This window comes from Sphingobacterium alimentarium (assembly GCF_004342685.1).
GTDB classification, from domain to species: Bacteria; Bacteroidota; Bacteroidia; order Sphingobacteriales; family Sphingobacteriaceae; genus Sphingobacterium; species Sphingobacterium alimentarium.
Window position 1 is genome coordinate 1 of the sequence record NZ_SMBZ01000007.1, and the last position, 13493, is coordinate 13493.

The 13493-nt window shown below is 38.9% G+C and carries 10 protein-coding genes and 1 pseudogene; 9 read left to right on the plus strand and 2 right to left on the minus strand.

Translation table 11 applies throughout. From position 1 onward, the window contains the following. Positions 1–164: 164 nt before the first annotated feature. The 9 genes and pseudogenes from EDC17_RS04045 to EDC17_RS04085 all read left to right on the plus strand — a co-directional run. Positions 165–1373: an efflux RND transporter permease subunit gene (locus EDC17_RS04045; RefSeq protein ID WP_243646034.1), complete on the plus strand. Its 1209-nt coding sequence runs from the start codon at positions 165–167 to the stop codon at positions 1371–1373. Beyond that, positions 1363–2496: an efflux RND transporter periplasmic adaptor subunit gene (locus EDC17_RS04050; RefSeq protein WP_243646035.1), complete on the plus strand. Its 1134-nt coding sequence runs from the start codon at positions 1363–1365 to the stop codon at positions 2494–2496. Before EDC17_RS04045 ends, EDC17_RS04050 begins: the two co-directional genes overlap by 11 nt. Before the next feature lie 7 nt (positions 2497–2503). Next, positions 2504–2926: a hypothetical protein gene (locus EDC17_RS04055; protein ID WP_093366310.1), complete on the plus strand. Its 423-nt coding sequence runs from the start codon at positions 2504–2506 to the stop codon at positions 2924–2926. A gap of 103 nt (positions 2927–3029) precedes the next feature. After that, complete coding sequence (locus EDC17_RS04060; RefSeq protein WP_132776870.1) at positions 3030–3404, plus strand: hypothetical protein; 375 nt, start codon at positions 3030–3032, stop codon at positions 3402–3404. 91 nt (positions 3405–3495) lie between these two features. After that, positions 3496–4344 carry a DUF3347 domain-containing protein gene (locus tag EDC17_RS04065; protein WP_132776871.1) on the plus strand — a complete coding sequence of 283 codons (849 nt, stop codon included), beginning with the start codon at positions 3496–3498 and terminating at the stop codon, positions 4342–4344. Between the two features lie 7 nt (positions 4345–4351). After that, positions 4352–6853 (plus strand): heavy metal translocating P-type ATPase, encoded by a 2502-nt coding sequence (locus EDC17_RS04070; RefSeq protein WP_132776872.1) that lies wholly within the window; start codon positions 4352–4354, stop codon positions 6851–6853. A 61-nt stretch (positions 6854–6914) separates the two neighbouring features. Further along, complete coding sequence (locus tag EDC17_RS04075) at positions 6915–7439, plus strand: DUF417 family protein (protein WP_132776873.1); 525 nt, start codon at positions 6915–6917, stop codon at positions 7437–7439. A gap of 66 nt (positions 7440–7505) precedes the next feature. After that, complete coding sequence (locus EDC17_RS04080; RefSeq protein WP_132776874.1) at positions 7506–9770, plus strand: multicopper oxidase family protein; 2265 nt, start codon at positions 7506–7508, stop codon at positions 9768–9770. 233 nt (positions 9771–10003) lie between these two features. Continuing rightward, positions 10004–10339, plus strand: a pseudogene (locus tag EDC17_RS04085) (transposase); the annotation flags it as partial. Between the two features lie 150 nt (positions 10340–10489). Here EDC17_RS04085 and EDC17_RS04090 read toward each other — a convergent pair. Then, positions 10490–11653 carry a dipeptidase gene (locus EDC17_RS04090; protein WP_132776875.1) on the minus strand — a complete coding sequence of 388 codons (1164 nt, stop codon included), beginning with the start codon at positions 11651–11653 and terminating at the stop codon, positions 10490–10492. After that, a complete protein-coding gene (locus EDC17_RS04095; RefSeq protein WP_132776876.1) occupies positions 11653–13389 on the minus strand; it encodes a serine hydrolase domain-containing protein in 1737 nt (578 codons plus the stop codon). Before EDC17_RS04095 ends, EDC17_RS04090 begins: the two co-directional genes overlap by 1 nt. Positions 13390–13493 lie beyond the last annotated feature (104 nt).

A 13493-nucleotide genomic window follows, 5' to 3' on the forward strand; every position in this document is an offset into this window, starting at 1 on the left:
GATTTCATAAACTTGTACAGATGTCGACCCTTTACTATACTTAATTTGCCTGATTTTAAGCATTTTTTACACTTTAGGTCAGCAAAATACGATTTCTAAACAACTAAAAACAACATTATCAACAACTTATAAAGTTACCAAAATTAGCCCGGACAAGTCAGGAATTGTCTTTTGAGCCGATTGAGCTTACCGAAAAGATTTTAAGTCAGGGAGCGAATACGCCTGTTGAAATCCGCATTTCGGGAATGATGAAGAAAATGAATGCGATGACCGCAAACAAATTGTTGGCAAAGCTGAAAGAGTTAGATTATATGCGTGACCAACAAATACCGCAGTCAATGAACTACCCGGCTTTTGAAATCAATATTGACCGTGTGAGAGCCGCTCAATTAGGAATTGATGCACAGGATATTGCAAGGTCGCTAACGCCGAGTTTGGCTTCATCGAGATATACTAACAAAAATATGTGGGTTGGCGGTATGATGGGCATTGCTTACGATGTACAGGTACAAATGCCACAAAACATACTGAACAGCCAAGACGAATTAGCGAATATTCCGCTTTCCAAAAATTCGGACAGACCTGTTTTGGGCGATGTAGCTACGATTACCCCAACGAAAACTTTGGGAGAAAGTTACAACTTGGGTACAATGGGCTATACAACCGTTACAGCCAATGTACACAAATCGGATTTAGGCAAGGCACAGAAAGACATTGAGGAGGCAATCGCTTCTTTGGGCGAATTGCCCAAAGGTGTAAATATTCAGGTAGCAGGTATGACCCCTGTATTGGACGATACAATGAATAACCTTGCAAGTGGATTATTGATTGCCGTTGTGGTTATCTTCCTTATGTTGGCGGCTAACTTCCAATCGTTCAGGGTTTCGTTTGTGATTTTGACGACCGTTCCATTTGTGGTTTTAGGTTCATTGATATTGCTTAACCTTACAGGCTCGACCTTAAACCTGCAATCCTATATGGGTGTGATTATGGCTGTCGGGGTTTCCATTGCCAATGCGGTACTCTTAATCAGTAATGCGGAAACGCTTCGACTGAAAGACGGCAACGCCGTAAAAGCGGCATTGGGAGCAGCCAATTTGCGTATTCGTCCTATCATTATGACTACGTTGGCAATGACCGCAGGTATGTTACCAATCGCTATCGGATTTGGCGAGGGAGGCGACCAAGTTTCTCCGTTGGGTAGAGCTGTAATCGGAGGTCTGATAGCTTCGACTTTCTCAGTATTGGTATTGCTACCATTGGTATTTGCTTGGGTACAAGGCAAAGCGACAATCGTATCGCCGTCATTAGACCCTGAAGACGAAAACAGTACACATTTCATTAACTCTAACAATCAAAACAATGAACTATAAGTCAATCATCATATTTGCAATGGCTCTGTCTTTGGTAGCCTGCAACAACGAGAAAAAAGAAGAACCCAAAAAAGAGGGCGGTATGCCTGCAATGGGTATGGGAATGGGAATGATGAACCCAATGGAAACCGTTGAGATTTCTAAAACAAACCCTTTGGTAATGTTGAAATTGGCAGGGGAATTAAAACCCGACCAACAGACCGAACTGTTTGCAAAAGTAAACAGCTATGTAAAAAGTATTCGTGTGGATATAGGCGACAGAGTTTCGGCGGGGCAAGTATTGGTAGTGCTTGAAGCTCCCGAAATACAATCTCAGGTAGCGAGTGCCAAAGCAAAGTTGGAAGCTCAACAAGCAGTCTATCTTTCCACAAAAGCGACCTACGACAGAACAATGAAAGCGAACCAAACACAGGGAGCTATTGCCAAAGACGCTTTAGACCAAATCAAAGCCCGAATGCTATCAGACGAGGCACTGTTGAATGCCACTAAATCTGCGTACAAAGAAATCAGGGACGTTAATAATTACTTGGTTATCAAAGCACCGTTTAGCGGAACGATAACAAGCAGAAATGTTGATTTGGGTGCATTTGTTACGCCAATGAACAAAGAGCCTTTGTTGGTTGTGGAGAACAACAGCAATTTGAGATTAAACTTGTCAGTTCCCGAAGCCAATACGCCTTATATCAAATTAGGCGATACGATACGTTTTCACGTTCGTTCACAACCGCAGGAGAAATACGTTGCAAAGGTCAGCAGAAAATCGGGAAGCCTTGATTTAAAACTGCGTTCGGAGAAAATCGAAGCCGATTTTATCAACAAAAACAATGCGTTAAAACCGTATATGATTGCAGAGGCTGTCATTCCATTGCAAAATTCAGAGCCTACATTTTTCGTTCCAAAATCTGCCGTAGTGGAAAGCGGAATGGGTGTGTATATAATCCGTGTAGAAAACGGTAAGACTAAGAATGTACCTGTAAGCAAAGGTCGTGTAATGCCCGAGCAAATCGAAGTATTTGGCGACCTGAATGACGGAGATAAAATTTTAAAAATGGGCTCGGAAGAAGTACAAGAGGGTACGGAAGTTCCTAACAAGCCCCATAATTCTGATAATGATAAAAAATAATTGAGATATGAAAATGAAATTAAAATTAGTAAGTATCGTGGCTATTGCCACGGTACTTTTTATTGGTTGTAATCAAAAAAATAACGAAACAAATTCTGATAACCAAACTTCGTCAGTGGTAAAAAACAACACGCCTACAAAGGGCGACCACGTACCGAGTAATTTGGTTTGTATGGTTAATGATGCTTATATGGGCAAACAGCAGTTGGAAGTACCGTTTGAGGGAAAAATGTATTACGGTTGTTGTAAAATGTGTCAGGAAAGAATACCAAAAGACGGTACAGTAAGATATGCAATAGACCCTCATACATTAGAAAAGGTTGATAAGGCGACCGCTTATATTGTCCTTATCGGAGATAACGGTGAGGTGGCTTACTTTGAGAATGAAACTAATTATCAAAATTTCAAACAGGCTAATCAAAAGAATTGAAATAAGCGAGGCTATTCACGATCACCAAAAAAAGAAATAGTGTAGTGAGTAATTTTCCCAACGCTCGACTGCATAAAATTTGTAACTTTGTGTAATTGAATTTATGACAAGACGAATTTTCATATTGCTGATTGTGATGCTTGGTTTCTTTTTGACACCAACGCTGACCTATGCTTGTGGAAAAAAGACTGAAAAAACAGAAAAGTCTTGTTGTGAGAAAAGTCCTTCACAAACAGGCGACACGAAAGAGTGTTGCAAAAAAAGTCATTCGCAAAATGACAAAAACGATGACGGTTGTAACGGACAATGTGGAAATTCATCCTGCTATTGCCCAACTATAAACATCACTATTGCATTACCTGTTTTTTCCGAACTTAGACATAGCGTTTTCTACACTGAAAAATTGAGTTTCTTCTTTACAGAAACCTACATTTCTTCAGGTTTTCGTTCTATTTGGCAACCTCCCAAAATAAGCTAAATTCTTGCCTTGACAGCCATAGTTCTGTCCAATCGAAAGCAAATAAGTGCTTTCAGAATTAGTATTTTTATAAACATTAAAATTTTCAAAAATGAATTCATTAAGATATTTATTGACAGCATTGATAATACTGTCATTCGGAGTTAGTAATGCTCAAATTAAAAACTCAAAAACTGAAACCGTAAAAATTTACGGAAATTGCGAAATGTGTGAAAGCACTATTGAAAAAGCAGGAAATCTGAAAAAGGTAGCCAGTGTAGATTGGAACAAAGACACTAAAATAGCTACCCTAACTTACGATGCAACCAAAACAAATCAGGACGAAATCTTGAAACGTATTGCATTGGCAGGTTACGACAGCGATAAGTTTCTTGCGCCAAATGATGTATATGCAAAACTTCCTGAATGTTGCCACTATGAACGAGTGAATAAACCAGTTTCAAAAGCAGCACCCAAAACAGAAACACACGACCATTCAAACCATACGGCAACAATCGAAAAACAGGAAACAAACCAACTGAACACTGTTTTTGAAAGTTATTTTGCGTTAAAAGATGCTTTGGTAAAAACAGACGGAAATACAGCTTCTGCAAAAGCAAAGAATTTGAGCATCGCAATTTCCGCAGTAAAAATGGAAACATTGACAACAGATGAACATATCATTTGGATGAAAGTAATGAAAGACCTATTATTTGATACAGAGCATATTTCAGACACAAAAGATATCGGACATCAAAGAGACCATTTTATGAGTTTGTCAAAAAATATGTACGAACTAATAAAGGTTTCAAAATCTGAAACTCCTGTTTACTATCAGCATTGCCCAATGGCAAACGATGGCAAAGGTGCAAATTGGTTAAGCAAAGAAAATGCAATCAAAAATCCGTATTACGGTTCACAAATGCTGACTTGCGGAAGCACAGTAGAAACAATTAAATAAAAAACCAATGAAACATACCTATCATATACACGGAATGACCTGTAACGGTTGCCGTAGCCACGTAGAAGAAACGCTTTCAAAAATAGAAGGCGTATCAAAGGTTACTGTTGATTTAGAAAAGGCAGAAGCTACTATTGAAATGGAAAAACATATTCACTTAGAAACATTTCAAGAAGTTTTAAAAAATGATGGTGGAAGATATAGCATTCACAATTTAAGGGAACATCATCACCATTCAGAACCCAAACAGCACGATAAACCGAAAGGAAAAGGGACTGGAGTATTTTATTGTCCTATGCATTGCGAAGGCGATAAAACATACGACAAAGCTGGTGATTGCCCAGTCTGCGGAATGGATTTGGTGGAGGAACAAAATCTATCTACTTCCAACACAGATCAATGGACCTGTCCCATGCACCCTGAAATTGTACAAGACGAAGCAGGCTCTTGTCCTATCTGCGGAATGGATTTAGTACCGATGCAACCCGACCTTTCTTCAGAAGAAAAGACCTATAAAAAATTATCAAAGAAGTTTTGGATTGCAACCGTTTTTACATTGCCAATTTTCATTATTGCAATGAGCGAAATGATTCCAAACAATCCTTTATATGATTTGATGGGACAAAAACAATGGAACTGGGTGCAGTTTTTCTTGTCCATTCCTGTTGTGTTTTATGCCACCTGGATGTTTTTTGAACGAGCTTACCGAAGCATCAAAACCTGGAATCTTAATATGTTTACCCTTATCGGAATTGGTGCAGGTGTAGCTTGGTTGTTCAGTGTGGTGGGTATACTTTTTCCGGATTTTTTTCCCGAACAATTTAAATCACATCACGGAGCAGTCCACGTTTATTTTGAAGCAGCAACCGTTATTTTAACCTTGGTTTTGTTGGGGCAACTTTTAGAAGCTCGTGCACACAGTAGAACCAATTCGGCAGTAAAAGAATTGTTGAAATTAGCACCCAATAAAGCCACAAGAATAGTTGATGGCGAAGAAGTGGAAGTTAGCATCGACAAAATAGAATTAAACGATATTCTTAAAGTAAAACCTGGTGAAAAAATTCCTGTTGATGGTGTTATCATCGAAGGCGATACAACCATTGACGAATCTATGATTACGGGAGAGCCAATTCCTGTGAATAAAGCTATGAACGATAAAGTAAGTAGTGGAACGATAAATGGCAATCAAACCTTTTTGATGAAAGCCGAAAAAGTCGGTAGCGATACCTTGCTCTCTCAAATTATTAAAATGGTAAATGATGCCAGTAGAAGCCGTGCCCCTATTCAAAATTTAGCCGATAGAGTGTCGGGATATTTTGTACCGATTGTAGTTCTCATTGCGGTAAGCACCTTTATAGTTTGGGCAATTTGGGGACCAGAACCTGCTTATGTTTATGCATTAGTCAATGCAATAGCCGTTTTAATTATTGCTTGTCCGTGTGCTTTGGGCTTGGCAACGCCAATGTCTGTAATGGTAGGTGTAGGCAAAGGTGCCCAAAATGGCGTATTGATTAAAAATGCCGAAGCATTGGAAAAATTTCACAAAATAGACACGTTAATCATTGATAAGACAGGAACGATTACGGAAGGAAAACCAACAGTAGAAAGTATCGGTTCTTTCAATAATGGTTTCAGCGAAAACGAATTGCTTCAATACATCGCTTCATTGAACACAAATAGCGAACATCCATTAGCCGAAGCAACAGTTAAATACGGAAAAGAACAGCATACTGAAATAATCAATTCGGAAAATTTTAATGCTGTTACAGGAAAAGGTGTTGAAGCTACTATCAATAGTCAGAACGTTGCTTTGGGAAATCCAAAAATGATGGAATACGCTAAAGCCGAAATCAGTTCTAAAATGGAGGACGAAGCGAAAGCATTTCAAAAACAAGGAAAGACGGTTTCTTATCTCGCAATAGACAATTCGGTGGTTGGTTATGTTGTTATAGGTGACAAAATAAAAGCAACAAGTGCCAAAGCCATTAAAGAATTACAAGAAAAAGGCATAGCAGTTGTAATGCTGACAGGTGATAATCACGACACCGCACAAGCAGTAGCTTCAGAGCTAAAACTTACAGATTTTAAAGCAAGTATGTTGCCTGAAGATAAACTGAAAGAAGTGGAGAAACTACAAGAAAAAGGGAACGTGGTGGCAATGGCAGGAGACGGAATTAATGATGCACCGGCATTAGCAAAAAGTGATGTTGGTATAGCAATGGGAACAGGCACAGATGTAGCCATTGAAAGTGCTATGATAACTTTGGTAAAAGGCGATTTACACGGAATTGTGAAAGCCAGAAATTTAAGTGATGCTGTAATGAAAAACATTAAGCAGAACCTGTTTTTCGCCCTTGTCTATAACATATTAGGAATCCCAATTGCAGCAGGTGTATTATTTCCGTTTTTCGGAATATTGCTCTCTCCAATGATAGCAGCACTTGCAATGAGTTTTAGTTCAGTTTCCGTAATTGTAAATGCACTTAGACTTAGAAGCATTAAAATATAAAGAAATAATACTAATATCAATTTACAGGCAGGTTTAACAAATCAAAATTCAACGAATAGAAATGGAGAAATTAATTAAAATATTTGCCAGCAGCCAAAAACAGTTCATCAACCTTACACGCATAGCAATTTTTATCGTGATGGCTTGGATTGGTGGACTGAAAGCGTTTCAGTATGAAGCAGACGGGATAGTTCCTTTTGTTGCGAATAGTCCGGTAATGAGTTTCTTTTACGACAAAGAAGCTCCCGAATACAATGAATATAAAAACCCTGAGAGCAAAACAGTTCAAAAGAACATTGACTGGCATAAAGAAAACAATACATACATTTTTTCTTATGGTTTAGGAACAGTCATTGTGATGATCGGCATTCTTACTTTATTGGGAATTTGGTATGCCAAAATTGGTTTTATTGGAGGTGTGTTAACTTTTGGAATGTCTTTGGTAACCTTATCATTTTTGCTAACCACCCCCGAAGTATATGTTCCAAATTTGGGTGGCGATTTTCCCACGCCTCAATTTGGATTTCCTTATTTGTCGGGAGCAGGGCGACTTGTAATCAAAGATATAATTATGTTAGGAGCATGATTAATCTGTGCTTCTGATAGTGCAAAACAATTATTGAACAAAAGATAAAAATATGAAAATCTTAAAATGGATATACAAAACCTTTTTCAGAAAAAACTGTTGCCGATAGCTTTATTGCTATTGGCAACAACTTCTCTTTTCGCCCAAAAAGTAGTTCGTTATGATTTATATGTAACAGACACATTGGTAAACTACGCAGGAAAAGAGAAAAGAGCCATTGCCGTGAACGGTCAAATTCCAATGCCTACACTTACTTTCACAGAAGGTGATACTGCTGAAATTGTAGTCCACAATCAGTTAAAAGAAAGTACTTCGCTGCATTGGCACGGAGTATTTTTGCCGAACAAAGAAGACGGTGTGCCGTGGTTAACACAGAAACCCATTGAGGCAGGTACAAGTTTTACTTATCGTTTCCCCATTATCCAACACGGTACACACTGGTATCATTCACACTCTGGTTTGCAGGAACAGATTGGAATGTATGGAAGTTTTATAATGAAAAAACGAGATGATGATAAAACATTCAGGAAAGGAATAGATGATTTGGCAACCGTTCCGATTATCATAAGCGAATGGACAAATCTTAATCCAGATAATATCAACCGTATGTTGCACAATGCCAACGATTGGGCAGCCATTAAAAAAAATGCAACCCAGTCTTACGCAGAAGCGATCAGAGAAGGTCATTTCAAAACAAAGCTAACCAACGAATGGAAACGAATGTTGGCAATGGACGTGAGCGATGTGTATTATGATAAAATTTTAATCAACGGAAATCATACATCCGATTTAAAAACAATTGACGGCAAAATACTAAAAGCAGGTGATAAAGTACGCTTACGGATTTCAAATGGTGGAGCTTCGTCCTATTTTTGGTTGCGATATGCTGGCGGAAAAATTACCGTAGTAGCCAATGATGGCAATGATGTAGAGCCTGTTGAAGTAGATAGATTAATCATTGCCGTTTCCGAAACCTACGACATCGTAGTAACCATTCCCGATGAGGGCGTTTCTTATGAATTTTTAGCCACAACTGAAGACCGCACACAATCAGCAAGCTATTTTATAGGCAATGGTATCAAACAGTTAATATCACCACTTCCAAAATTGAAATATTTTGAAGGAATGAAAATGATGAACGATATGATGAAAATGAATGGCGATTTGGACGATATGGGAATGAAAATGAGCCTGAACCAAATGGATATGAATGTGGTAATGTATCCCGAAATTACGGGTGATGCAAAACAAAAGCAAGACCATAGCCAACATAATATGGATGATGACCCCCACCGTTACGATGCAAATGCGTTAGGCGAAATTACAACCCTGAACTACGCAATGTTGCAATCGCCCCACAATACCACACTTCCAAAAGATGCACCAGTAAAGGAATTAAAGTTTACCCTTACCGGAAATATGAACCGTTATGTGTGGAGTATGGACAATAGAGTTTTTTCAGAAACGGATAAAATCCCTGTAAAAAAAGGAGAAGTATTACGCATCACCATTTACAACAACTCAATGATGCGTCACCCGATGCACTTGCACGGTTTTGATTTTAGGGTAATCAATGGTAAAGGCGAATATTCACCACTCAAAAATGTGTTGGATATAATGCCTATGGAAACTAATACCATAGAATTTTTAGCAAACGAAGAAGGAGATTGGTTTTTTCATTGTCATATTTTATATCATATGATGGGCGGAATGAACAGAGTTTTTGCCGTAGACGATTACCAAAACCCTTATTTACCTAACAAAAAACAAGCCTACAATAAATTGCAAAGAGAAAGCAATATGCCACACATTATGGTTCAAAATGATTTTGCAACCAATGGTAATGATGGCGAAGCAATGGTTCAAAATGCAAGGTGGTCTTTGGGTACAGAATGGCGATTAGGGTATAACGATATGCACGGCTATGAAGTAGAAACACATTTTGGAAGATACATCGGAAAAATGCAATGGTTTATGCCTTTTGTTGGTTTCGATTACCGCTACAGAAAAATGGGAATGGATGAACACGAAACGAACTTATTCGGGCAGAAAAATGAAAAAGATACACGCAGTGCCTTTAGTTTAGGTTTTATGTACACCTTACCAATGTTGGTGAACTTTCAGGCAGAAGTTTATCACGATGGAATTGTACGATTGTCTTTGATGCGTGAAGATATTCCAATATCCAAAAGAATAAGAGCAGGTTTTATGGTAAACACAGACAAAGAATATATGGCAGAATTGAGTTATGTATTGAACAAGAATATGGGAATTAGAACGCATTACGACAGCGATATGGGTTTTGGAGTTGGACTTTCATTGTCCTATTAAAAGTTGGGAGATGGATCAAAAGATTTCATCTCCCTTAATTTTAAGAGTAAGATATTCAGAATATCCGTATAAATACTTTATAAGATTTTGTATATTTGCTATGAGCGAACGGAAACACATTGAAAAGCAAAGCAATAAGCACCGTTACCAAATCGTTACCTTGTAATCTTTGATTACCCATATAAAAGCTTAGTATTCAACCGATACAGCTTTTTCCTGAAAACTTTAAAATAAAAAACGCTTCAGGATTTGAGCAAGAGGTAAAAAAATATCAAGCAGCAAATTGCACTAATTGTCCATTAAATGGAGCTTGTCATAAGAGTGCTGGGAATAGAATTATTCAAGTAAATGAAAATCTAAATCGGCACAAAGAAATAGCCTATGAACTTCTTAATAGCGAAGAAGGAATTCTCAAACGAAAAAAACGATGTTGTGATGTGGAACCGGTCTTCGGAAACATAAAACAAAATCATAATTTCCGCCGCTTTATGCTCCGCGGTAAAGATTTAGTGTCCATAGAATGGGGGTTATTGGCAATTGCACAGAATCTAAGAAAGAAAGCGGCCTAAAAATACCGCTTTTTCATCGTTTTAAACGAAATATTGAAATATTATGAACTTGTAGCTCACACAGTGGCTATAAACTGACAAATTACTGCCAAACTAAAAAAGGCCGCACAATTATGGAGACGGCCTCTTCTTTTATATTAGCTAGATTTGCTATTTCTTTTCGTTTTCTTCCATGATGCGCAGAAAATTTAAGCCCATAATTTTGGCTAAATCTTCCTGACTATATCCGCGTTCGAGCAGTGCTTTTGTTAATAAAGGAAATTTGGAAACATCTTCTAAGTACTGCGGCGTAGATTCGATACCATCATAGTCCGAACCGATCGCTACATGAGCAATACCGACTTTGCTAACTAAGTAATCGATATGATCCAACAATGTCTCCAGTTTAGCGTCGGCTTGAAATTTTAGGTCATTCGGAAGTTTATTATACTTTCGTGAAGCGGACATTTTCTCCGTAGGCTTACCGAAATGGTTATCATAAAGCTGCTCCACTCGCGATTCAAAAGCAGTATCTAGAAAACCTGAATAAAAGTTTACGCCTACCACGCCACCATTTTTCTTCAAGGCTTCCAATTGCGCATCATCCAAATTACGGGTATGCGGTGTCAAAGCGGCGGCATTGCTATGCGAAACCAACACAGGCTTAGTAGAAACCTCCATTACATCGTAAAATGTTTTTTTACTGCTGTGCGAAAGATCCACCATCATTCCCAATTCATTCATTTTGCGGATAATCTGTTTGCCTTTTTCGGATAATCCGCGTTGCTCGGCGTGCGGTTTTATATCTTCCAGTGCGGCAGCAGTCGCCCATGACAAGTTATAATTCCACGTCAGCGTCAGATATTTCGCTCCGCGTTTGTGCAGTTTGACTAAGTTGGGAATACTTTCTTCGATCATATTACCGCCCTCTATCCCGATAATCGCAGCGATTTTACCTTGTTTTTGTAATTTATGGATCTGGGCTACACTTTTGGCAATAGCAATTTTGCCCTTATTCTTTTTGATAACCTTCTCCAAGGCATCAATCTGATCATTGGCATGCCTGTAAGCTCCTGTTTTCCATCGCTTATCGTCAGACCACACCGCAAAAACCTGAACATCTATCCCGCCTTCGATGAGACGAGGAATATCCGTATGACCTGTAGTCAGCCTGTTGCTGATGTCATGTCCATCCAAGATACTGGAGATAATCACATCATTGTGCCCATCGACAACCAATAGGTCTTTGTGTATTTTATTATAATCTTGCTGGGCCTTGGCCATATGCACAAAGGAACATAATGCCAAAAAGTTTAATATTAGCGCCTTATTCATTATTTCGCTTCATTAATAGTTTCGTATATCGCATCTTGAATGCGGCTACGGATATTTAAATTCAACAGTTTCGTAGACACTTGTGGGTGTACACGGTTGGACAAGAAAATATAAATCAGCTGATGCTTCGGATCGATCCAGATACAAGTTCCAGTATAGCCTGTATGACCATACACGGAGGCATTAGCCAACTTAGAAGGGTATTCTTTCTTCAGATCAGGATCAAAACGGTCAAATCCTAAACCGCGGCGACTCGTTTTAGATTGGGTGGAAGTAAACAAATCCACCGTATTGGGCTTAAAATAACGTGTGCCGCCATATTCTCCACGATTCAGCAACAACTGCCCATAAATAGCTAAATCATTTGCCGAAGCAAATAACCCGGCGTGTCCGGCTACACCTGCAGCCATCGCAGCCCCTTGGTCATGCACAAATCCCTCAAGCAAAACTTTTCGGAATGAGGTGTCGTGTTCAGTCGGCACAATTTGAGATTTATCAAAACGGGTACGCGGATTGTATCCTGCTGTTTTCATTCCAATTGGTCTATATAACAGCTGCTGTACATACTCATCCATAGGTACACTAGTGACATGTTCGGCAACTTCCTTCATCACATACATACTGATATCCGAATATACATAATTGCCTATTGGCTTGACTGCTGATTCCATCATTTGTGGCCACATGACCTCTTCGTAATAATTGTTTCGCAAATAAGCACTATCTGCCAATTGTACTTGATGTGTCGCTGATGGAAAACGTTGTACATCACCAGGTTTTAAATTTCTATAAAAAGGAATAAATGGTGTAAATCCTGCCTCATGCAATAATACGGACTTTAAGGTAATATCTTTTTTGTTGGTCGACCGCACATCCCAAAGGTAGCTGCCCATCGTACTATCCAAATGGATCGCATTTTTCTCTTGCAGGTGCATGATTACAGGAGTAGTTCCTGCGATTTTGCTTATCGAAGCTAGATCGAAGATATCCTTTACCGTTGTCTTTTGTTTGGCTTCGTAAGTGTGATGCCCATAGGCTTTTTCGAAGATAATCTGTCCATCTTTAATTGCCATAACCACCAAACCTGGTGTCGCTTCCTCGCGGATAGCTTCGGCAGCAATGGCATCAATCTTTTGAGACATTTTGGCTAAATTCAGCCCCGAGCCTACACCATACGTGTATTGCAAGCGAGTCTGTGTGGTTCTAAGTGTGGAATTGCCTTCTGTGATGGCTAACCCACCAAACAAACTCATGGCCAAATTACGTTGTGCCGATTCTGAGAATTCCGGGTAAACCAATTCAGAGACTTTACCTCCTAGCTGAGCCGAATGTTGCACCTTGCTGATATCGCTATCCAGGAATTTACATAATATCACATCTTTATTGTTGGATGCCGCTTGATTGAGCAAAGCCACATTCATGATGGCTAAGTCAGATGCCGTTCCTGCTACAATAATCGTATTACTAAGCTTACCTTGCTCATTCAGTTGATTTAAATCTAGAACTTTCACTTCAGCATATCGCTCCAATTGCTCAATGAATGCACGATACTTAACCGTGGAAGGTACAGCTACCGCGATTTTCAATTCATCTAGCCGCCCAAAAGGGATGGTTTTATCTTTATTGGATAGCAGCTGAGTTTTGTTAGCCATAGTCTGTTTGTACTGTGCCTGAGCGCTACACGCGAACAATACAAATGCGAATAAAAGACTGTAGGATTTAGATTTTATTTTCATTTTATAACAAGGTTTCTAACGTAAATGTACTAATAAAACGCACAAAACGGCAAATTCTTAAGTAACATCTTCATTTCGTTTTTATCGTTATTTTTATTAACTTA

What these genes read in the sequence shown, in the direction of transcription:
- EDC17_RS04050 (WP_243646035.1), top strand. Translation starts at nt 1,363, where the DNA reads ATGAACTATAAGTCAATCATCATATTTGCAATGGCTCTGTCTTTGGTA.
- EDC17_RS04055 (WP_093366310.1), top strand. Translation starts at nt 2,504, where the DNA reads ATGAAAATGAAATTAAAATTAGTAAGTATCGTGGCTATTGCCACGGTA.
- EDC17_RS04060 (WP_132776870.1), top strand. Translation starts at nt 3,030, where the DNA reads ATGACAAGACGAATTTTCATATTGCTGATTGTGATGCTTGGTTTCTTT.
- EDC17_RS04065 (WP_132776871.1), top strand. Translation starts at nt 3,496, where the DNA reads ATGAATTCATTAAGATATTTATTGACAGCATTGATAATACTGTCATTC.
- EDC17_RS04070 (WP_132776872.1), top strand. Translation starts at nt 4,352, where the DNA reads ATGAAACATACCTATCATATACACGGAATGACCTGTAACGGTTGCCGT.
- EDC17_RS04075 (WP_132776873.1), top strand. Translation starts at nt 6,915, where the DNA reads ATGGAGAAATTAATTAAAATATTTGCCAGCAGCCAAAAACAGTTCATC.
- EDC17_RS04080 (WP_132776874.1), top strand. Translation starts at nt 7,506, where the DNA reads ATGGATATACAAAACCTTTTTCAGAAAAAACTGTTGCCGATAGCTTTA.
- EDC17_RS04090 (WP_132776875.1), bottom strand. Translation starts at nt 11,653, where the DNA reads ATGAATAAGGCGCTAATATTAAACTTTTTGGCATTATGTTCCTTTGTG.
- EDC17_RS04095 (WP_132776876.1), bottom strand. Translation starts at nt 13,389, where the DNA reads ATGAAAATAAAATCTAAATCCTACAGTCTTTTATTCGCATTTGTATTG.